Origin of the sequence: Vibrio sp. 11-4(1), assembly GCF_013048625.1 — a bacterium.
GTDB lineage: Bacteria > Pseudomonadota > Gammaproteobacteria > Enterobacterales > Vibrionaceae > Vibrio > Vibrio diabolicus.
Genome location: NZ_VHSY01000002.1, coordinates 369,349 through 389,862 on the forward strand (window position 1 = coordinate 369,349; position 20,514 = coordinate 389,862).

Consider the following 20,514-nt stretch of genomic DNA (forward strand, 5'->3'; position numbering starts at 1 on the left):
GCCCATGTGCTGGGCTTCTATGTTTGATAAGGTCTTTCGAAAATACAGATTCATCAACTAACTTTTCGCTATGAAGTTTCGTAGCTTAGTGGATGATTCTAGGAAAGATGTGAATGGCGTTACAAACACTGCTCTCAAACAATTTGTCTTTTTGACCTAAAACGAAGGTGATTCGCCGCCAAGCGTTCACCAATGAGCAGCGATCTGGACGTCAATATGTTCAAACTGCTGCCATCGAGTTCAGGAGGTCAAAAATGAAACGAGCCAGCAATAGCTACAGACTTCAAATGATCAAAGAAGTGGTTACCCGTAGAGAGCGCGAAGCTTGCACGGATCCTATGGCGAGATACATTCATCAGCTGATGGATGAACGCCCGACAAGTAAATTAGATGTTGAATTCAATCATCGATTTTCAGGAAGCCACTTTGACGAACATGCTGGGGGATGGGTCAGTGACCGTTGGTCAATGAAGTAGCGCGAATTTAGCGAACTTGCCTTACACGCACCGCATAGTAAGAGCTAATACGGTCCCGGCTCATCATTGATTATTGCCGAGCCGGGATAATTCGAAATTTAAAAGAGATCTTGCTGTGGTGATAATTCTTCTTGAGACTCTTCTGCCTTTCCCTTCCCTGCCAATACCTTTCTTCTATAGCGCTGACGGCATAGCTTAATTACATGCAACTGTTGAGCAGGGGTATAAGTGAGCCAGTTAAATCGCTCTTCTCTTTTACGCATACATCCTTTGCAATACCCTTTCTCGTCAACACTACAAATACCAACGCAAGGGTTTGGGACGGTAAAAAACTCTAGTTGCTCCATGCTCTAACCGTTTTTTGCTCGCTGTGCTGTAATGATATTATAACGACTTCAATATACGCTCCCAACCGTGCTATACATCTTGCACCTCGAAGCCGTGTGAGTATATAAACTGGACTCTGTCACAGTAATACGAAACTATTACCTTATGCTGACAAAAACAGTGTTTTATTACCTATACTTACCACGTTTTCTAAAAACGGAGTCTATAAAATGAAGCTTAGCCTAAAAACGTTAGTTACAGCAATCTCTCTTCCTGTTCTTATGACTGCATGTGCTAGCAACGGTGACAATGTGAAAGAAATTACGGCTCAAGATTTACAGCACCATAATTGGGAGCTGGTTCAGATTGATGGTAAAAACATCGAATTAAAAGAACGTCAGCAAGCGCCTCGCTTAGAAATCGGAGAAAATCTGACTGCAAATGGTAACGCGGGGTGTAACAACTTCTTTGGTCAAGCTGAACTAAAAAACAATCAACTACGCATCGAAAAAATGGGAATGACCATGAAGATGTGTATGGATGACCAAATGAAAATTGAGCAAGCGATGTCTGAAACTCTTACTGAATGGAGTGATATAACGCTAACCAAAGAAGGGCTAATGCTTAAAAATGACGATCACGAACTAACGTTTCAGTTGCGTGATTGGGTAAACTAAGTCCCATTTCATATTCTAAGAGCAGCCATAAAATGGCTGCTTTTTTTATGCCTCCTAATCCATATCAAAGCAGGCAGGATGTCTGTTTCGCACGTTTCGGTTAGCAAAATCGTTTAAAACGACAAACTCTTTCCCTCTTTACGCCCTCAACGCCACGTCTACGACGCGGGTTCAGTCTTCCAAATCAACATATCGAAGTTGCTTGAGGACAATAATTTTCAATTACTTGAAAGAATATCGTCAAACAAGCGGTCCGCTCTTGTATACCTAAAACGACATCAGAATTGTCCTTTCTTCGTTTTGCTTCACATTGAGAATAATTCTTTGAATCAATGAGTGATTCCGTTTGGGATTGGCATTGATAATAGAGAGAGATGGATTACTATCCTTGTAACAAAGCGGAGCGACTTGTTTAGACGTCAATAACGTCGGAAACGAGAATAAAAAGACATAACACGGAATAGATATGAAAAAGCTACTCAGTACCGTTGGCATTTTAGCCACCACTTTCGCGACATCTTCTTTTGCCAACTCACCGGTTGCTAGTGAATGGCAAAAAATCGAACAACAAGCCGACGGACAATCCGTCTACTTTCATGCTTGGGGCGGAAGCCAAGAAATTAATCGCTACATCCAGTGGGCGAGTAGAGAGCTAAAATCGCGTTATAACGTGACGCTAAACCACGTTAAAGTCACCGATATTTCTGAGACCACCACTCGACTTATCGCAGAAAAAGCCGCAGGTAAAAACAGCGGTGGCAGTGTTGATATGGTTTGGATCAATGGCGAAAACTTCAAATCAATGAAGGATAACCAATTGCTGTTTGGTCCTTTTGTTGAAGGTTTGCCAAGCTGGCAATACGTCGATAAATCATTGCCAATTGATGTGGATTTTTCAGAGCCGACTGAAGGTTTGGAAGCACCTTGGGGTGTGGGGCAATTAGTGTTTATCCATGATGAGCAAACCCTGCATAACCCTCCTCGATCATTTGCTGAAATGCTGAGTTACGCAAAGGCGTTTCCAAATCGCCTAACTTACCCTCGCCCACCAGAGTTTCATGGCACAAGCTTTATTAAAGCATTACTCATTGAACTGTCTAACAACGCCCCTGCTCTGCAACAACCAGTTACCGATGACACGTTTGAACAAGTTACTCAACCGCTATGGGCTTACCTAGATGAGTTCCATAAAGTCGCTTGGCGCGGTGGTAAACAGTTTCCAGGCGGTACAGCAGAAACCCTTCAACTACTGGATGATGGTCAGACTGACCTGGCAATTACCTTTAACCCGAACGCGGTTTTCTCTGCGCAGTCGAGCGGTAACCTTGCAGAAACCACCAAAGCGTATGCGATGGACGCTGGTGCACTCTCAAACATCCACTTTTTAGCGATTCCTTGGAACGCAAATGCCAGTGCTGGTGCGCAAGTTGCGATAAACTTTTTATTGAGCCCTGAAGCACAATCTCGCAAAGGTAACCTTAACATCTGGGGCGATCCTTCAGTGCTAAGCAGCCAATACCTAACTGGTTCGGCCAAAAACACGCAACAATTCAAATCTATCGCTGAGCCACATCCAAGCTGGCAATCTGCCTTAGAAAAAGAATGGTTGAAACGCTACGGAAATTAATAAGAGCCCATGTTAAGAGCGCTATATTTAGTCATTATCGCAGTTTGTATTTTGCCTACCATTCCGGGACTACTCGGAGTGGTGGTCTCTGCGCTCGGTTATGTGCCTCCTATCGGCTTGCACCACTTTTCTTTAGATGGCTTTAACGCTGTTTTTGATTGGGAGGGTGTTTGGACATCCATCGGGCTGACTTTCTACTCTGCCATTTTCAGTAGCTACTTGGCTTGCTTGATCACATTTGCGATTTTGCAAGCATCGTGGGGCAGCAAGTTTTGGCGAAAAATTGAAGTAAGCCTCTCACCACTTCTTGCCATGCCGCACGTAGCGTTTGCGATTGGCTTTGCGTTCTTGTTTGCCCCAACTGGTATGGGCGTTAGGGTTCTCAACCAACTGTTTGGTTACGATCCCAATGCGCAAACGGTGAATGACTTAGCATTGCTGATTAAAGATCCGCATGCACTCGGTTTGATCATCATGCTTGCGATTAAAGAAGTGCCGTTTTTATTGTTGATGAGTATTCCAATTCTTCAGCAATTGAAAGTCGATAAGATTGAAAAAGTCAGTCACTCAATGGGCTACAGTTCGGCGCAAGCGTGGTTGAAATGCGTGTTCCCACAGTGGATAGCAAAACTGCGCTTTCCAATGCTGGCGGTATTGGCTTACAGCTTGTCGGTTGTCGATGTTGCATTGATTATTGGCCCTACCAACCCACCAACATTTGCGGTTTTAGTGTGGCAGTGGTTTAACGACCCTGATTTATCGCTACTACCAAGAGCTGCCGCAGGCGCGGTAGTGTTGTTTGCGATCGCTAGCCTTTTGATTGGATTTGCACGCTTGATAGAATGGTGTATTACCAAAGGCTTCAAACGCTGGCAGTACTCTGGTCGAAACGGGTTTCGTTTACCCGGTAAGACCCTGTTTTCACTGATTGCGCTACTCGCTCTTCTAATGATTCCACTCATGGTGGTATGGAGCTTTGCTCAACGCTGGCGCTTTCCAGATTTACTACCGAGCCGCTATAGCCTGCGATTTTGGGAATATGAGTGGCACAGCATTCTTGGCACACTGGAGCAGAGCATGCTGATTGCCGTTATCAGCGCGACCGTCGCTCTAGCCCTTGCCTTGATCGCACATGAGTATCGACTTCGTTATCGCTGGCAGGTGCCCGGTTACATCATCGCCATCCCAATGCTGATTCCTCAGCTATCGGTGCTATTCGGTATGCAAATAGTGACGCTGTATTTAAACAGTAACGCGTATTTCTTTTGGGTATGCTGGGCGCATGTGTTCTTCGCATTCCCATTTATTTACCTCTCGCTAGACGGACCGTGGCGCAGCTTCGATAACGGCTTAACTCACGTCGCACTCAGCTTGGGTAAAACACCGATGCAAGCTTGGTTAAAAGTGAAACTGCCAATCCTCCTACCTGCGATTGCATTCGCATGGGCGGTCGGTATTAGCGTAAGTCTGGCGCAATACCTACCGACATTGGTGCTAGGAGCTGGGCGCATTAGCACCATCACAACCGAAGCCGTTGCTCTATCCAGTGGTTTTGACCGACGTGTTACCGCGATTTACGCCATTTGGCAAGCTCTGCTGCCATTCTTGTTCTTCTCTTTTGCGATACTACTAAGCCGCTTACACGTGAAGTATCGCCGCTTGTCTATAAAAGGTTTACTACTGAATGAGTCTTTGTCTCGAAAACCTCGCCATCCGTAAAACCAATGGCGACACGCTTTTCTCAGCGTTCAACATGACCGTAGAGAAAGGTGAAATTGTTACTCTGATGGGACCAAGCGGTTGTGGTAAATCCACTTTGTTGGATGCCATTGCTGGACACCTCTCCGCCGAGTTCAACTACTCTGGCTCCATTACGCTTGATAACGAAAAGTTGGATGCCCTCCCTGCACATAAGCGGCAGGTTGGTATTCTGTTCCAAGAAGATTTGCTCTTCCCTCACTTAACGGTGTGGGAGAACCTTGCATTCGCGCTACCAAACTCAATCAAAGGTGAGGAGCGTAAAGCACACGCCATGCAAGCACTGAAGAACATTGCATTGACCAAACTTGCCGAATCCTTCCCAGATCAAATCTCCGGAGGACAACGCGCCCGTATCTCATTGACTCGTATGCTGCTGGCAAAGCCGAAAGTTGCGCTACTTGATGAACCCTATAGCAAGTTGGATAAAGACCTGCGTGTACAATTTCGCAATTGGGTGGTCGAACAATTACAGCAAGCGAACATCCCTACTTTGATGGTAACGCACGATGAGGATGATATTCCTAATGGCAGCCGCTGCCTAAATTGGCCGTGGGAGACAAACCATGCTTGATAGCCTGAGTATAAAGCTCATCCGCAAACCGCTGGCCATCAGTGCGACATACCTCGATAAATGTGGCATCACCGCAAATCAGACGACAGTATTTGGTTTTGTGCTTGGCTGTTTTGCCCTACCAGCTTTGATCGCCGAACAGTACTTGTTGGCGTTGCTGTTTATTTTGCTGAACAGAATTTGTGATGGATTAGACGGCGCACTGGCGAGAATTCAAGGCATTACCGATGCGGGTGGTTTTCTCGATATCAGCTTGGATTTTCTGTTCTATTCCCTGATTCCTTTTGGTTTTGTGTTGGCAAACCCAGAACAAAATGCCATTGCAGGGGCATTTTTGATTTTTTCCTTTGTCGGGACGGGAAGCAGCTTTTTGGCTTTTGCCATCATGGCAGGCAAACAAGGCATCGATAATCCAGTGTATAAACACAAATCTCTCTACTACATGAGCGGTTTAACCGAAGGTACTGAAACCATTGGTTGTTTGGTGCTATTTTGTTTGTTACCGCAACACTTTGCCGTCATTGCTTATATCTTTGGTGCAGCATGTTGGTTTACCACATTCACACGTATTTACTCTGGGTTTCATACGCTTAAAGGCCATTAAACCACTTAGAAGTTCACGTTTTCTTGAGAGAACAGCCGCTAAGTACCTGTTTTATATAACACTAAAGCATATATTAAATTGGGGTATATACTCTTTGGATGGAGAGAAATCATTCGGAGGCTATATGAAAAAATACGTCAAGCTAGGTATGCTGCTCATCATGTCTTGTATTGTTATGCTTAGCGGCTGTACCTCACCTAACCCGTACGGAGATGCATACGGCTCTTCAGACACACGCAAAGTTCAGCAGGTTTACTACGGAACGATTGAAAAAGTTGAACCAGTAACCATTGATGCCTCTACCCAATCCAACGCCATAGGTACAATCGCTGGTGCCGCCGTGGGTGGTATATTAGGCTCAAAAGTCGGGGGCGGCTCTGGCTCGGATATCGCAGCTATTGGTGGTGGTCTGTTGGGTGGTTATGCCGGCAGTAAAGCCGCTGAAGCAACCGCGAAACGAAATGGTGTGAATCTGACCATTCGCTTAGAGGATGGAAAAATAATCTCTGTCGTTCAAGAAGCAAACCCAAACATGATTTTTCAGCCAGGCCAAGCGGTTCAAATCAACATGTCTGGTAATGACGCAAGGGTTGTACCTCGCTAATTTGAACACGATGACTCCGTTCCATTGGTCTGCTGTTTTGTTTCAAAGAGCTTAATCCGCGCAAGCGTACGTTGCTTACTCATCGGCTTGCGCGATTCTATTTGTATCAAGTTTGATCGTCGTCAATGGAACATCAATCTCCCACACCTTTCGATGTTCAAATGACATCAAGTTGCTAGCATGAGCCCATTCCAGATAACTTTGGGCTTGTTATGACTCCGACTGTTGACCATGTACTCCTTAATATCGCGCTAAACCTCAGCTCTAATCGCTCTCACGAACAGCAATATCAAAACCTCATTGATGGGGTCGCGCAAGTATTCCCATGTGATGCTAGTTGCCTGTTTATCTTCGATGAGGATGGGTTTCTGACTCCTGTCGCGGTAAAAGGCTTATCCAGCTCGGTCTTAGGTCGTCGCTATTTCCCCAAAGCACATCCACGCTTAGATGCCATTATTCATAGCCGCGCACCTGTGCGTTTCGATGCCGATTGTTCACTGCCGGATCCTTTTGACGGCACACTATTAACCGAAGACCAGTGCATTGATGTTCACGATTGCATGGGCTTTAGCTTGCATGTGGAAGGCCAACTTGTTGGCGCACTAACTATGGATGCCCTAACGGTGGGCGCGTTTGATGACATTGACCCTGTCGCTATCGAAACCTTTGCGGCTTTGACCGCTGCAACATTGCGTAACATTGCGCAATTAAAAGCGCTCAAAGCACAAAACCAAAAGCAGAAAAGCGTCACTCAAACCCTTATCCAGCAAGCCCGTTCCCAACATGGCGAAATGGTGGGCTTGAGCCCGCAGATCAATCAGTTACGAAACAACATTGCGACCGTTGCTCAATCGGATTACGCGGTACTTATCACAGGAGAGACCGGTACTGGTAAAGAACTGGTCGCGCACTCGGTACACGCGCAATCTCATCGTAGCGATAAGCCGATGATTTACGTCAACTGTGCGGCTTTACCAGAAGGTCTGGCAGAGAGTGAACTGTTTGGCCATGTCAAAGGCGCATTCACTGGAGCCAATAGCCACCGCGCCGGTAAGTTTGAGCTGGCAGACGGTGGAACGATTTTCCTTGATGAAGTGGGCGAACTGCCTTTGATTTTACAGGCAAAATTGCTACGTGTGATCCAACAAGGCGAGCTACAACGTGTAGGTAGCGATCAGCATTTGATGGTCAATGTGCGCATCATCGCCGCGACCAATCGACAATTAGAAAAAGAGGTCGAAGCTGGCACGTTTCGAGCAGACCTTTTCCACCGTTTGAACGTGTTCCCAATCCAAGTCCCCTCACTGCGTGCCCGTGACGGTGATATTCCCGTTTTAGCAGGATACCTGTTAGAAAAAGTACGCCAACAATTTAATGCGCCCAATCTGCACGTTCATCCTAAAGTGTTGACTCAGTTGGAGTCTTTACCTTGGTACGGAAACGTACGCGAGCTCGAACACACTTTAACTCGCGCGGCTTTACACGCCATTCAACAAGGCGCAAGTACGATCATGCTTAACCATTTCGACACCTCACTGGCTCTCGATGATGTAAAAAACACATCGCATTATCTGCCTAAAGAAAGCCAGCCAATGCGAGAGCTAATAGAAAGCTATCAGCGTGATTTAATTGAACATGCTTTGAGCCAAACTGGTGGCGTTTGGGCAAAAGCAGCGGAGTTTTTGCAAATGGATCGCGGGAACTTATATCGGATGGGTAAAAAGCTCGGGATCAATAAATAACCAACCACAAGAAGCCGATGTAATTAAGACATCATATGCGTTGTCTTAATTACATCAACCACTCATCTAAAAACGATAAAATTAAATATAAATCAATAAGATAAAAATTGGCACGCTTTCTGCTCTCTAGTGGTCAACATCACGACTATTAAAACCATCACTGGAGAACCCAATATGTTCTGTATTCAATGTGAACAGACAATTCAAACCCCTGCTGTTAAAGGTTGTTCTTTTGCACAAGGCATGTGTGGCAAAACTTCTGAAGTATCAGACCTACAAGACGTGTTGGTTTACACACTGCAAGGGGTTTCTTTTTGGGCATCAAAAGCACTTGAATTCAACATCATTAACGATGAAATCAACCAATGGGCACCCAAGGCATTTTTCTCTACATTGACGAACGTTAACTTCGACCCTGAACGCATCCTAGAGTTAACTTCTCAAGCCGAAACGTACAAAGCATTGTTAAAAGAGCAAGTGATGTCTGCAACAACGCTTGCCGATACCGAAGTCGCTGACATTCCTGCGGTTGCTCACTTCGAGCTACCAAACAGCGCAGAAGCGATCTTAGCTTTTGCTCCTCAAGTCGCGGTTAACCGTGGTAAGGACCAAGTACATGAAGATGTTATTGGCCTACGCCTACTTTGCCTATACGGACTTAAAGGTGCAGCCGCGTACATGGAGCACGCACGTGTTCTTGAGCAAACCAACAACGATATCTATGCCGAATACCATGAAATCATGGCGTGGTTGGGCACAGATCCTGAAGATCTTGGCGAACTACTTGATTGCTCAATGCGCATTGGCCTGATGAACTACAAAGTGATGGAAATGCTCGACCAAGGCGAAACAACGACCTTCGGCCATCCAGAACCAACCACGGTGAACGTCAAACCAGTAAAAGGCAAATGTATTCTTGTCTCTGGCCATGATTTGCATGACCTAGAAAAAATCCTGCAACAGACCGAAGGCAAAGGCATTAACGTGTACACCAATGGTGAAATGCTGCCTGCACACGGCTACCCTGAGCTGAAGAAATACTCTCATCTTGTCGGTAACTACGGCAGCGCATGGCAAAACCAGCAGAAAGAATTCGCCAACTTCCCAGGCGCAATCGTAATGACGTCAAACTGTTTGTTGAATCCAAATGTGGGTCAATACGCAGACCGTCTATTCACCCGTAGTATTGTTGGCTGGCCTGGAGTGGCTCACATCGAAGGCGATGATTTTAGCCAAGTGATTGAATGTGCTCTAGCGCAAGACGGTTTCCAACACGATGAAATCGAACACCACATCACGGTTGGTTTTGGTCGCAATGCACTGATGAACGCCGCCCCTGCGGTTATCGATCAAGTGAAGCAAGGCAACATCAAACACTTCTTCCTAGTCGGCGGTTGTGATGGTGATAAAGCGGAACGCAGCTACTACACCGATTTTACGGCTGAAGCGCCAGAAGATACGCTAATCCTGACCTTGGCGTGTGGTAAGTTCCGTTTCAACAAGAATACGTTTGGCGATATCAACGGCATTCCTCGCCTATTGGATGTGGGCCAATGTAACGATGCTTACTCTGCAATCCAGCTTGCACTTGCACTAGCGAAAGAGTTTGACTGTGACATCAATGAACTGCCACTCACGCTTGTGCTTTCTTGGTTCGAGCAAAAAGCGATCGTTATCTTGCTAACGCTATTTGCATTGGGCGTGAAAGGCATTTACACAGGCCCTACTGCACCAGCATTCCTAACGCCAAACCTAATCGCCATCATCCAAGAGAAGTTCGATATGCGCAGTATTGGCAATGTTCAGGATGATCTAAAAGCCATCCTAGCAGCCTAATAAACTTGCTTGTTACGCGCCTCCTTACGCGGAGGCGCTATCTATTTCGAACCAAAAATAGCCACAACCAAAGAGATTGTTATGTTTTTTGAATGGCAAGGTAACCAACCCGTCACACTCCGTTGCATCGACAAATACTTCGAAACACACGACACCGTCAGCATAAAATTGGCCGAACTAACCGAATCACTTCTGTTTCAGTTTAAGCCTGGCCAGTTTATTAACTTGGGCGTCGAAATTGATGGAAAAATGGAGTTTCGTGCCTATTCAATCAGCTCTATCAATGAAGACGATCACCTTCAACTCACCATCAAACGAGTATCTGGCGGTAAAGTATCGAACTACATCGTTGACTCGCTGCTGCTCGGTGATACCGTTCAAGCATTACCACCAGCGGGCGAATTTAACTGCATTGACCACCCACCCGTGTTACGTGATGGCGAAACAAAAGCCTTGCTTATCAGTGCAGGTTGCGGCGTCACGCCCGTATTTTCGATGGCAAAACACTGGCTGAGTAATCACTATGAAAACGACAACGATGTGGACATCGCATTTCTTCATATCGCACGCAGCCCAGAAGAGACGATTTACTACGATCAACTAGAAACGTTCGACGCTGTGTATCCCAACTTCCATTTAAAGCTGTTGCTAAAAAACCGCGAAGGAACGTCACATCCACAAGGTCGTTTGAATGCCGACTGGCTTAAAGAGCTTGTTCCTGATTTCAAGCAACGCACCGTTTACCTGTGTGGTCCAAGCCAGTTTATGCAAGATGTTCACGGTTATTTGAATGACCTTGGTTTTGACATGACGAACTTCTACCAAGAGAGTTTTACGCCAGCGACTGGCGCAGAAACATCGATCTCCGATGAAGTTGTTCGTGTTTCTGTTCCTGACTTTGCTCAAACCATCGATGCGCAAAAAGGTCAGGTACTGGCCGATGTGCTTGAAGGCGCAGGCTTACCATTAATCGTCGCTTGTCGTAGCGGCATTTGTGGCTCATGCAAATGCAAGGTTCGTCAAGGCAACGTCTCTTCCACCAGCCTAGAAACATTAACGCCAGAAGAAATTGAACAAGGCTATGTGCTCGCCTGCTCATCAACCATCGAAGCGGATCTTGAAGTGCAGATCGGTTAGTTTTCCAAATACAAAAAAGCGCCGCGATACGTCTGTCTAGTTGTTTCGCGGCGCTTTTTTTGATGTTACTTCTGTTGCAACAAAAGTCTTTTAACTAAATAACAACACTTTCAATGCTGCTTCGCTGTCTACGTCCATAAACTCTGGTGGGTTATCCAGACGCTCACGGAATGTCAACTCTGGCGCTTCTTCTTTCATGCTTTCAATCAAGAAGTCGCTTGTCACAGATGGCGAGTTCACACATGCCATCACTTGACCGCCTTCTGCCAACAAATCCGGCAATCGACGTAGAATCTTTTTGTAATCTTTCGTCAGCGCAAAGCTGCCTTTCTGGAATGAAGGCGGATCGATGATAATCAAGTCATACTGACCAGATTTTTTAATCTTACCCCACGATTTAAAGATATCGTGCCCCATAAAGCTTACCTGGTTGATGTTATGACCATTTAGCTTGTGGTTCTCACGACCTTTAGACAGCGACGCTTTTGCCATGTCGACGTTAACCACTTTATCTGCGCCACCCGCAATGGCAGCGACAGAAAAGCCACACGTGTAAGCAAACAAGTTAAGCACGTTTTTATGCTTCGCATTTTCCCGTACCCAATCACGACCGTAGCGCATGTCCAAAAACAGACCGAAGTTTTGATTGCGGCCAATATCCAATTGGTATTTCAAACCGCTTTCTTCAACGACAGGGCGAGCGTCTAATTCACCGACAAGCACTTCTGAAGGCGCACCATCGGCATAACGGTGCTGAAGAACCATAGTGCGACCTTGCTTATCTGCCCACAGTTGTGATTGTGCCAACGCATTGAGGCCGTCTTTCAGCTCAGCGAGAAACGCGTCGTCGACTTCTTTAAACAAGTTGATGATCAACTGACCTTGTAACCAGTCACAGGTAATTTGCTCTAGGCCCTCAAAACGACGGCCACGACCATGAAACAGTCGACGAATTTCATTCGGAGCTTGCGCGAGCTCGGTTTCTAGATGCTGAAAAAACAGCTGAAGTTGTGATGCTTGCATCGAGTTCTCTTATTAGTTTTCTTTGTGACGGTTATTTGATCGTAGGCCAGTTCAGTTCCCAAGGGGAAAGCCAAGTATCCAAACCCTGAGAGACGATTTCACTGTGCCATTTGTTACCAAGTATTTTGTGTTCTCGTGGGTCGCAAACAAAGCGATATTGCTCATCTCGGTATTGGAAGCAAAGTGAAAATGCATGCAGATAACCGCGATCAGCCTCATTGCCTGCATTGTAAATCGGGTCACCAACAATACCTGAGCCAACCGATTTTAATGCCACGCGGATTTGATGCGTTTTACCAGTGTGTGGCTTACATAAAAATAGGCGCTCTCCGGGCTCTGCCGCAAGAGAGAAAAACTGGGTAACGGCTGGGTTATTTTTGCTGTTGACCAGCTTCCATGATGAACGGCGCGAACGCTCCATATCACCAACGACCAAACCTTGTTTCTTTTTCGGCTTTTTAGAGCCAATCGCCAGATAGAACTTTTCCACTTGGCGGTCAGCGAAGGCTTGCGATAACGCACTGGCCGCTTTGGCGTTGCGTCCGAGGAGCAGAATACCCGATGTCATTTTATCCAAGCGATGGATAAGATAAAGCTGCTCATCACCACTCTGCTTAGCCACTTCTTGCAGCAGCATTGTGTCGCCATCGTCTTTATGAACAGAGACGTTGGGATGCTTATTGATGATCAGAAAATCGGGATGGGTATGTAGAATATCGAACATAAAAAACTGGCTCCACGTTTGGAGCCAGCAGTATACATAAGTTATAGGACAAAGCTATCGAGGCTTGCCCCAAGGCCTGAGCTAGAGCTTTCTAGAGAAAATACCAGCAAGACCAATGATCGCGATACCCAGCAGCATGATTTCACCTTTGCCACTGTCAAAGCCCGACTTAATCCCCATGAAGGCAACAATAGCAATCGCAACAGGAATCAGGTATTTAACTAGGTTGTACCACAATCCAAATAGCGGGAAGGATACTTCGCCGTCATTAGTGATCTCTTTTTCTAGCTCAGCACGGCTTAGGCGCCATCCAGCAAAGATACAAACCAACATACCACCAACCGCTAGGAAGATTTTGTCCGTTAGCAAGTCGAAGATATCAAAGGCACCTGTACCAAACAGCGTTGGCCCCATTCCACCTAACGATAGTGACGCAAAAATACATAATGCCGCCATAACTGCACTTGCAGACAGAACTGCGTTAGAGCGCTTCATGCCTTTCTCGTCGATTAGGTAAGACACGACAACTTCCAATAGTGATACTGAAGAAGTTAATGCCGCCACCGTCAAACCGATGAAAAATAGCAACGCGAATAGCAACCCAATCACACCACCCATTTCAGCAAATAGCTGAGGAACGACAACGAATACAAGACCAGGGCCTGCCGCAGGCTCCATGCCAAAGGCAAACATAGCAGGGAACATAGCAACACCAGCAAGAATCGCTACACCTGTATCCATCGCAGTAACCATACCGGTTGTTTGAACTAGGTTCTCTTTCTTCTTCAGGTAAGAACCGTACGTCATCATACAACCCATACCTAAGCTAAGTGAGAAGAACGCCTGCCCTAGTGCAGCAAGAACCACATTGCTGTCGACTTTAGAAAAGTCCGGCATGAATAAGAACTCAAGGCCAGCCATTGCACCTGGCAGCATCAAGCCTTTAACAGAAACAACGATTAGGATTAAGAACAGAAGCGGCATCAGAACCTTACCGGCTTTCTCAATACCACCCGAAATACCTTTCATCACAATCATGACGTTAAGGAACAGGTAAACACCCATCCACATTAAAGGTTGAATCGGATCTGAGATGAAACCGCCAAAGCTGTCGCCAATTGCTTCTGGCGCGCTGAGTAGACCACCGCCCACTTTAAAGATGTAGGCCAATGCCCAACCACCAACCACTGGGTAGAAGCCCATGATCAAAAGACCACTGAAGACTCCCATAACGCCAGTGAACGTCCAGCGTCGGTCAGTTGTTTTGAATGCACCTACGGCAGAAAGACCTGTCTTACGACCAATAGCGAACTCTGTCAGCATCACGCTAAAGCCGATAAAAATAACAAAGATAAGGTAGATAGCAACGAATGCACCGCCGCCACTCTCACCCGCTGTGTAAGGGAATTTCCATATATTGCCTAAACCGACAGCGGACCCCGCTGCTGCCATTACGAAGCCTAGTTTAGACCCCCACGTATCACGTGGTGCTGCTGTATTAGTTGTAGCCACGCTTTTTCTCCAAAATTAGTTTGTTGTGTATGCATAGAGATAGGCGTCTAAAAAGTTTATGTAAAAATTATTGTACACTTATAAAATAAGCGTTCGACGCACTATGTCTAGAAAGTAAAGCAGCTCCCCTTTAAAATTGGAACCCCAAAAAAGTACATTTATCGCACAAGTGTCGAGTTACGCAGGTTAAATGCTGCTTTTTTGTTCAAAAGTTAAAGAATGACCTTATTTTTCACATTAAAATAACAGAATCAGCTGTTATGAGATTTGTTCCTCATATAAGGTCAATCCCACGTCTAAATGGGAAATCTATTCCCCCAACCCACTTTTATGCTTAATATCCTAGAAGGGCATATTACTCTGAGCGTATATGGACAAGTTTTATCACTTTCTTACTTTAGCTGGCATCGGGCTATATTGGTTACTGGTCGCAGGTGTGACCATTCGTGTCGTTTTAAAGCGCCGTGCAGTGAGCGTGTCTTTAGCTTGGCTAATGATCATTTATATCCTTCCCGTTCTGGGTGTCGCGTGTTATTTCCTCTTCGGTGAACTGAACTTAGGCAGAAAACGGGCCGAACGCGCAAAAGAGATGTTTACACCATTCGAGAAGTGGTTCAGTCAGCTTAACGACTGTAACGCGCACAACCCAGAAACGATGGGAAGGCACATCTACCGAATTGATGAACTTTGTAACAACCGCCTTGGTCTTCCCGCATTGAGCGGTAATACATTGTCGCTGCAACAGTCACCTAATGAGATTTTGCATTCCATTATTGAAGACATCGAAAACGCGCAGAGCAGTATTCGAATGGTATTCTACATTTGGCATCCAGGTGGTTTGGCTGACTCTGTCGCTTCTGCACTTATCCAAGCGGCTAAACGCGGCGTAGATGTCAAACTATTGCTCGATTCAGCAGGTAGTCCACGTTTTTTCAGAAGTCCTTGGTATCGAATGATGCAGGATGCTGGAATTGAGGTTATTCAAGCGCTAGAAGTGAAGATGTGGCGTATTTTCTTACGTCGTCTTGATCTTCGCCAACATCGCAAGATCATCGTAATTGATGATGAAATTGCTTATACAGGTTCAATGAACTTGGTTGACCCGGCTTACTTCAAGCAAAACAGTGGCGTCGGGCATTGGGTGGACATCATGGTTCGCATTACGGGACCAACGGTAAACGTATTGAGTGCTATCCACTGTTGGGATTGGGAAGTCGAAACTGGCGAACGTCATTTACCGAGACTACCTGAATGCAAGATCGATGAGAGTGAATTCCAACACCCTATTCAGGTTGTGCCTTCTGGCCCTGGTATGCCGGAATATCTGATCTATCAAGTATTAACATTAGCAATCAACCAAGCCAATCGCTCAGTACGAATCACAACGCCATATTTCGTGCCCAATGCTGATTTACTCGAAACGTTAAAGATGACAGCACAACGAGGCATTGATGTTGAACTGATCATTCCACATAAAAATGACTCAATGATGGTGCAATGGGCGTCACGCGCTTTTTATAGTGAGCTTTTGTGTGCAGGAGTCAACATCTATGAGTTTTACGGTGGTTTGCTGCATACGAAATCCGTCGTAATTGACGACCAATTCTGTTTAGTTGGCACCGTAAACATGGATATGCGCAGCTTGTGGCTGAACTTCGAAGTTACCCTCGCCGTTGACGACGAAGAGTTCACGAAGCAAATGTCTTGGTTACAAGATAGCTATATTAAGCAATCTCACACTGTTGTATTGGAAGAATGGGAGAAAAGAAGCCTATTTTCTCGATTCTTAGAGCGAGTGTTCTATCTCTTCAATCCACTCCTCTAATACCTCAAATACACCGACTAAAAAAACCTCCAGCGCTTCAAACATCTTGCTGGAGGTTTGTTCTACTTACGTTTTCCACCTTAGCGATACACTCTAAGCCTACAACTCAACCTTTCAGCTTTGACGCCTTCACTCGATAATCTCGGCTATTATTGGGTGATAGTTGACTTTTCCCTTGCAAACGTTATGTCGTCCATGTTTTAAATAATCAAAATCGTAATATTTAAGACAGGGAACTTTTATGTCAGAGGGAAAAAAAACCAAACTCATTACCGCTGGCCGCGATAAAAAGTGGACAAATGGTGTTGTAAACCCACCCGTTCAACGCGCTTCAACTGTGATATTCAATACCGTTGCAGAAAAGAACCAAGCCACCATTAATCGTGCAAACAAAACGTTGTTTTATGGTCGCCGAGGCACCAACACGCACTTCGCTTTTCAAGATGCAATGGTTGAGATTGAAGGTGGCTCAGGTTGTGCTCTCTACCCTTGTGGCACGGCAGCAATTTCAAATGCGATTCTTTCTTTCGTCGAAACTGGCGATCACATTCTGATGGTGGACACTTGTTACGAACCAACTCGTGATTTTTGTAATACCATCATGAAGAAAATGGGCATCGAAACTACCTATTATGATCCGATGATTGGAGAAGGTATTCGTGATTTGATTCAACCAAATACCAAAGTCCTTTTCCTAGAATCTCCGGGGTCAGTCACAATGGAGGTGCAGGATGTACCAACATTGGCGCGCATTGCTCACGAGCACGATATTATTGTGATGCTTGATAACACATGGGGAGCTGGCGTGAACTTCTCACCATTTGAACATGGTGTCGATATTTCCATTCAAGCCGCCACCAAATACATAGTTGGTCACTCTGATGTAATGTTAGGTACAGCCGTAGCTTCCGAAAAATACTGGCCCCAACTGCGTGAACAAAGCTACTTGATGGGTCAGTGCGTTTCTCCTGACGACGCATACCTAGGCCTTCGTGGTATTCGCACGCTGGATGTTCGCCTAAGACAACACGCAGAAAGTAGCTTGAAAGTCGCCAAGTGGCTAGCTTCTCGTCCGGAAGTTGATCATGTCCGCCACCCAGCATTGGAATCGTGCCCTGGCCATGAGTTTTTCAAACGTGACTTCACTGGTGGAAACGGCTTGTTTTCATTTGTTCTCAAAACGTCTTATCCAAAAGCGACGACGGCTCTGCTTGACGGTATGAAACACTTCAGTATGGGTTATTCTTGGGGCGGGTATGAAAGCCTCATTCTAGCTAACGAACCAAAGAGCTTTAACAGCTTGAGAACCGTAGCGCACCCACACTTTGAGGGCACTTTAGTTCGTATTCATATTGGCTTAGAAGACGTGGATGACTTGATCGCCGATCTAGAGGCTGGTTTTGCACGCTATAACGCGTTAATTTTAGAAAAAGAAGTCTCTCTAAAATAGTAATTGAATCGCCCTGCTTCGCGGGGCGTCTTTATAACTCGCTGACTTAATTAGAATTACCTAACATTCCCACCACCCATTCGTTAATGTTAATCATTTGTGTTGTTTTTCAATTGAGCAGTCACAGAATGAAATAATGTGCCACAAATAGGCTTTCCAAATTTAGAGTTTCTCTCCTACTTTTTATCATTCATAAGAGGTCATACCACAAGGAGATAGTTTTGAAACTCAAATTCATAGCGCTAATGCTTTTTACCTTAATTACCGTCCCAATAACCACCGTACACGCCGCAACGGGTTATACCCAAACCAAGTATCCGATTGTTCTGGTTCATGGATTATTTGGTTTTGATACCCTCGCAGGCGTAGATTACTTTTTCGGAATACCACATTCCTTAACGAAAGACGGCGCTAAAGTTTATGTAGCGCAGGTATCCGCGACCAACAGCAGCGAAGTTAGAGGGGAGCAACTGCTTGCTCAAGTAGAAACCTTACTAGCAGCAACAGGCGCAGAGAAAGTCAATCTCATTGGTCACAGTCATGGTGGTCCAACAACGCGCTACGTCGCCTCTGTCCGTCCTGACCTAGTCGCATCAGTTACGAGTATCGGTGGCGTTAATAAAGGGTCTAAAGTAGCAGATTTAGTTCGTGGCACCGTATCTGAGGGTTCTGGTAGCGAGCAGGTCGCGGTAAAACTGGCGCAAGGCTTAACCACTCTTATTAATCTTCTATCAGGCGGTTCTGATCTCGACCAAGACCCTTTGGCCTCATTAGCAGCATTAACCACGGAAGGATCATTGGCGTTTAACCAACACTACCCAGAGGGAGTCCCTACCAGTGAATGTGGTAATGGTGACTTGCTGGCTTCAAATGGCGTTTATTACTACTCATGGACTGGATCATCCACTTTTACAAACGTTTTCGATCCGACCGACGCTGCCATGATGGTACTTGGCTTAGCTTTTGATGGGCCGAATGATGGCTTAGTTGGTGCGTGCAGCACACATTTAGGCAAAGTCATACGTGATGATTATCAAATGAACCATTTGGATGAAATTAACGGCCTACTCGGTATTCATCATCTTTTTGAAACCGATCCAGTCACACTTTATCGCCAACATGCAAATCGTCTCAAACTTCAAGGTTTATAAGAGGTCATCACAATGAAGAAAGTCGCTCTCACCACTTTTATCCTGCTCTCGATGTTTGGCATGGGAGCGCTTTCTCTGTTGCAAAGCGACAAACAACAAGAGACAACCTCTAACCATTCGCAATCTCAGCAAGATATAGCCGCCGATGTCTCTTCCCCAAAAGACTTCTTCGAATATTCTCTTAGCCGACTGGGCGAAGAAGATCTCGATACGATCAAAGCGGAAGTCAATGATGACACTTTAGCAAAACAAACACTGAATATTGATGCCAAACTCTTCCAGACCTACCTTTCCTACAAGCAAGCGCTCTCTGCATTGGAGCCTTTTGAGCATAACCAACTAACGCTTGAACAGTTAACCATGCTGAATGAAGCGATACTGAATTTACAACTTCAATACTTTAGCGAGGTCCAGATAGCTCAATTGTTTGACGAAGAAAACCGACTTCGCCAACTTGCATTGGAAAAGCTGACGATTAAAAAACAGGCATCGGATATCGAGAGTCAAACACACCTTCTCAATCAAGCGTTATCAGAACAACCGGATTACATCCGAGAGAGTGAACGCAATAACGCATTAACGGAGCAACTCGAGCAAGCTTCTCAGCTTGATTCACAAGATAAGTACATCGCCCGTGTTGCATTGGTGGGAGACGCTGGAGCGCAAAGGCTGCAAAAGCTTGATGAGCAAAGAGCATCATTTGAGACTCAACTCGCCACTTACTTAAAACAGCGTCAAGATATTCTGAATAGGGATTCTCTAGGGCAAGATGAAAAACAGGCAGAAATCATTGCTTTAAGAAAACAAAGCTTCGATGCAGCTCAATGGCGTCGAATCGAAGCTTTGGAACGTATTCATGATAACCAGAACTAACAACATAAACTTAATAAGCCAAACGTTACTTATTCTGCTTTTTAGGACATCCAACGATATGGTCATCCACCATGCCGACGGCTTGCATGAAAGCATAACAGATGGTTTCACCGACAAACTTGAAGCCTTTCTTTTTTAGGAACTTACTCATGGCTTTGGATTGCTCTGTCGAAGCTGGTACGTCACTCATATGCTGCCATTGATTGACGATTGGTTCGCCGTCCACGAACTGCCACAACGCGTCTGATAAACTCCCGTATTCAGCAATTAACGCTTTGGCCGCTTTGGCATTACTGAATACCGAGTTAATCTTTCCGCGATGTCTCACAACATCGAAGTTTTCCACGATGTATTCAGCGCGTTCTTCATTTCTTTGTTCCAACGCATCTAGATCGTAATTCTCGAACGCTTCTCTGTAACCTTCGCGCTTTTTAAGGATGGTGATCCAACTAAGGCCAGCTTGCGCACCTTCCAACGTAATAAATTCAAACAGGACTTGGTCGTCATATACTGGCACGCCCCATTCGGAATCATGATATTCGCGCTCTAATGGGTGATTCATCGCCCACGCACACGTTTTTTGTTCTGTCATTA

The 20,514-nt window shown here is 45.5% G+C and carries 19 protein-coding genes; 14 read left to right on the top strand and 5 right to left on the bottom strand.

Features of this window, described 5'->3' with window-relative positions; genetic code table 11:
- Positions 1-254 precede the first annotated feature (254 nt).
- Positions 255-476 (top strand): hypothetical protein, encoded by a 222-nt coding sequence (locus tag FKN16_RS05095; RefSeq protein ID WP_005393249.1) that lies wholly within the window; start codon positions 255-257, stop codon positions 474-476.
- Positions 477-574: 98 nt separating this feature from the next.
- On the opposite strand, the gene FKN16_RS05100 is transcribed toward FKN16_RS05095, so the two are convergent.
- Positions 575-823 carry a DUF1289 domain-containing protein gene (locus FKN16_RS05100; protein ID WP_012841935.1) on the bottom strand — a complete coding sequence of 83 codons (249 nt, stop codon included), beginning with the start codon at positions 821-823 and terminating at the stop codon, positions 575-577.
- Between the two features lie 210 nt (positions 824-1,033).
- Here FKN16_RS05100 and FKN16_RS05105 point away from each other — a divergent pair, with 210 nt between their 5' ends.
- The 9 genes from FKN16_RS05105 (at position 1,034) to FKN16_RS05145 (ending at position 11,362) form a co-directional block, all read left to right on the top strand.
- Positions 1,034-1,480 carry an META domain-containing protein gene (locus FKN16_RS05105; RefSeq protein ID WP_005393252.1) on the top strand — a complete coding sequence of 149 codons (447 nt, stop codon included), beginning with the start codon at positions 1,034-1,036 and terminating at the stop codon, positions 1,478-1,480.
- Between the two features lie 466 nt (positions 1,481-1,946).
- A complete protein-coding gene (locus FKN16_RS05110) occupies positions 1,947-3,107 on the top strand; it encodes an ABC transporter substrate-binding protein (protein WP_170902144.1) in 1,161 nt (386 codons plus the stop codon).
- A 9-nt stretch (positions 3,108-3,116) separates the two neighbouring features.
- Positions 3,117-4,826 carry a thiamine ABC transporter permease gene (locus FKN16_RS05115; RefSeq protein ID WP_170902145.1) on the top strand — a complete coding sequence of 570 codons (1,710 nt, stop codon included), beginning with the start codon at positions 3,117-3,119 and terminating at the stop codon, positions 4,824-4,826.
- Positions 4,792-5,439, top strand: a complete 648-nt coding sequence (locus tag FKN16_RS05120; protein WP_170902146.1) for an ATP-binding cassette domain-containing protein — start codon at positions 4,792-4,794, stop codon at positions 5,437-5,439. Before FKN16_RS05115 ends, FKN16_RS05120 begins: the two co-directional genes overlap by 35 nt.
- On the top strand, positions 5,432-6,043 hold the full coding sequence (locus FKN16_RS05125) for a CDP-alcohol phosphatidyltransferase family protein (protein ID WP_053807232.1): 612 nt from the start codon (positions 5,432-5,434) through the stop codon (positions 6,041-6,043). Before FKN16_RS05120 ends, FKN16_RS05125 begins: the two co-directional genes overlap by 8 nt.
- Before the next feature lie 124 nt (positions 6,044-6,167).
- A complete protein-coding gene (locus FKN16_RS05130; RefSeq protein ID WP_012841939.1) occupies positions 6,168-6,647 on the top strand; it encodes a glycine zipper 2TM domain-containing protein in 480 nt (159 codons plus the stop codon).
- A 212-nt stretch (positions 6,648-6,859) separates the two neighbouring features.
- Positions 6,860-8,389, top strand: coding sequence for a nitric oxide reductase transcriptional regulator NorR (norR, locus tag FKN16_RS05135; RefSeq protein WP_170902147.1), 1,530 nt, complete (start codon positions 6,860-6,862; stop codon positions 8,387-8,389).
- 174 nt (positions 8,390-8,563) lie between these two features.
- On the top strand, positions 8,564-10,225 hold the full coding sequence (gene hcp, locus FKN16_RS05140) for a hydroxylamine reductase (RefSeq protein WP_170902148.1): 1,662 nt from the start codon (positions 8,564-8,566) through the stop codon (positions 10,223-10,225).
- A gap of 81 nt (positions 10,226-10,306) precedes the next feature.
- On the top strand, positions 10,307-11,362 hold the full coding sequence (locus FKN16_RS05145) for a hybrid-cluster NAD(P)-dependent oxidoreductase (protein ID WP_170902149.1): 1,056 nt from the start codon (positions 10,307-10,309) through the stop codon (positions 11,360-11,362).
- 90 nt (positions 11,363-11,452) lie between these two features.
- On the opposite strand, the gene FKN16_RS05150 is transcribed toward FKN16_RS05145, so the two are convergent.
- The 3 genes from FKN16_RS05150 to FKN16_RS05160 all read right to left on the bottom strand — a co-directional run bounded on the left by FKN16_RS05150 (position 11,453) and on the right by FKN16_RS05160 (position 14,561).
- Positions 11,453-12,385, bottom strand: a complete 933-nt coding sequence (locus tag FKN16_RS05150; protein ID WP_170902150.1) for a class I SAM-dependent methyltransferase — start codon at positions 12,383-12,385, stop codon at positions 11,453-11,455.
- Between the two features lie 31 nt (positions 12,386-12,416).
- A complete protein-coding gene (locus tag FKN16_RS05155) occupies positions 12,417-13,109 on the bottom strand; it encodes a TIGR01621 family pseudouridine synthase (RefSeq protein WP_170902152.1) in 693 nt (230 codons plus the stop codon).
- Between the two features lie 81 nt (positions 13,110-13,190).
- A complete protein-coding gene (locus tag FKN16_RS05160; protein WP_043884644.1) occupies positions 13,191-14,561 on the bottom strand; it encodes a sodium-dependent transporter in 1,371 nt (456 codons plus the stop codon).
- Positions 14,562-14,991: 430 nt separating this feature from the next.
- On the opposite strand from FKN16_RS05160, the gene cls reads away from it, so the two are divergent.
- The 4 genes from cls to FKN16_RS05180 all read left to right on the top strand — a co-directional run bounded on the left by cls (position 14,992) and on the right by FKN16_RS05180 (position 19,920).
- On the top strand, positions 14,992-16,446 hold the full coding sequence (gene cls, locus FKN16_RS05165; protein ID WP_170902153.1) for a cardiolipin synthase: 1,455 nt from the start codon (positions 14,992-14,994) through the stop codon (positions 16,444-16,446).
- 241 nt (positions 16,447-16,687) lie between these two features.
- Entirely contained in the window at positions 16,688-17,896 is a 1,209-nt protein-coding gene (locus tag FKN16_RS05170; RefSeq protein ID WP_170902155.1) for a cystathionine beta-lyase, read from the top strand.
- Positions 17,897-18,141: 245 nt separating this feature from the next.
- Entirely contained in the window at positions 18,142-19,047 is a 906-nt protein-coding gene (locus FKN16_RS05175; RefSeq protein WP_048626532.1) for a triacylglycerol lipase, read from the top strand.
- A 12-nt stretch (positions 19,048-19,059) separates the two neighbouring features.
- Positions 19,060-19,920, top strand: coding sequence for a lipase secretion chaperone (locus tag FKN16_RS05180; protein WP_170902157.1), 861 nt, complete (start codon positions 19,060-19,062; stop codon positions 19,918-19,920).
- A 25-nt stretch (positions 19,921-19,945) separates the two neighbouring features.
- On the opposite strand, the gene FKN16_RS05185 is transcribed toward FKN16_RS05180, so the two are convergent.
- Positions 19,946-20,512, bottom strand: a complete 567-nt coding sequence (locus FKN16_RS05185; RefSeq protein WP_005378109.1) for a DNA-3-methyladenine glycosylase I — start codon at positions 20,510-20,512, stop codon at positions 19,946-19,948.
- Positions 20,513-20,514 lie beyond the last annotated feature (2 nt).

What these genes read in the sequence shown, in the direction of transcription:
- FKN16_RS05095 (WP_005393249.1), top strand. Translation starts at nt 255, where the DNA reads ATGAAACGAGCCAGCAATAGCTACAGACTTCAAATGATCAAAGAAGTG.
- FKN16_RS05100 (WP_012841935.1), bottom strand. Translation starts at nt 823, where the DNA reads ATGGAGCAACTAGAGTTTTTTACCGTCCCAAACCCTTGCGTTGGTATT.
- FKN16_RS05105 (WP_005393252.1), top strand. Translation starts at nt 1,034, where the DNA reads ATGAAGCTTAGCCTAAAAACGTTAGTTACAGCAATCTCTCTTCCTGTT.
- FKN16_RS05110 (WP_170902144.1), top strand. Translation starts at nt 1,947, where the DNA reads ATGAAAAAGCTACTCAGTACCGTTGGCATTTTAGCCACCACTTTCGCG.
- FKN16_RS05115 (WP_170902145.1), top strand. Translation starts at nt 3,117, where the DNA reads ATGTTAAGAGCGCTATATTTAGTCATTATCGCAGTTTGTATTTTGCCT.
- FKN16_RS05120 (WP_170902146.1), top strand. Translation starts at nt 4,792, where the DNA reads ATGAGTCTTTGTCTCGAAAACCTCGCCATCCGTAAAACCAATGGCGAC.
- FKN16_RS05125 (WP_053807232.1), top strand. Translation starts at nt 5,432, where the DNA reads ATGCTTGATAGCCTGAGTATAAAGCTCATCCGCAAACCGCTGGCCATC.
- FKN16_RS05130 (WP_012841939.1), top strand. Translation starts at nt 6,168, where the DNA reads ATGAAAAAATACGTCAAGCTAGGTATGCTGCTCATCATGTCTTGTATT.
- norR (WP_170902147.1), top strand. Translation starts at nt 6,860, where the DNA reads ATGACTCCGACTGTTGACCATGTACTCCTTAATATCGCGCTAAACCTC.
- hcp (WP_170902148.1), top strand. Translation starts at nt 8,564, where the DNA reads ATGTTCTGTATTCAATGTGAACAGACAATTCAAACCCCTGCTGTTAAA.
- FKN16_RS05145 (WP_170902149.1), top strand. Translation starts at nt 10,307, where the DNA reads ATGTTTTTTGAATGGCAAGGTAACCAACCCGTCACACTCCGTTGCATC.
- FKN16_RS05150 (WP_170902150.1), bottom strand. Translation starts at nt 12,385, where the DNA reads ATGCAAGCATCACAACTTCAGCTGTTTTTTCAGCATCTAGAAACCGAG.
- FKN16_RS05155 (WP_170902152.1), bottom strand. Translation starts at nt 13,109, where the DNA reads ATGTTCGATATTCTACATACCCATCCCGATTTTCTGATCATCAATAAG.
- FKN16_RS05160 (WP_043884644.1), bottom strand. Translation starts at nt 14,561, where the DNA reads ATGGCAGCAGCGGGGTCCGCTGTCGGTTTAGGCAATATATGGAAATTC.
- cls (WP_170902153.1), top strand. Translation starts at nt 14,992, where the DNA reads ATGGACAAGTTTTATCACTTTCTTACTTTAGCTGGCATCGGGCTATAT.
- FKN16_RS05170 (WP_170902155.1), top strand. Translation starts at nt 16,688, where the DNA reads ATGTCAGAGGGAAAAAAAACCAAACTCATTACCGCTGGCCGCGATAAA.
- FKN16_RS05175 (WP_048626532.1), top strand. Translation starts at nt 18,142, where the DNA reads ATGCTTTTTACCTTAATTACCGTCCCAATAACCACCGTACACGCCGCA.
- FKN16_RS05180 (WP_170902157.1), top strand. Translation starts at nt 19,060, where the DNA reads ATGAAGAAAGTCGCTCTCACCACTTTTATCCTGCTCTCGATGTTTGGC.
- FKN16_RS05185 (WP_005378109.1), bottom strand. Translation starts at nt 20,512, where the DNA reads ATGACAGAACAAAAAACGTGTGCGTGGGCGATGAATCACCCATTAGAG.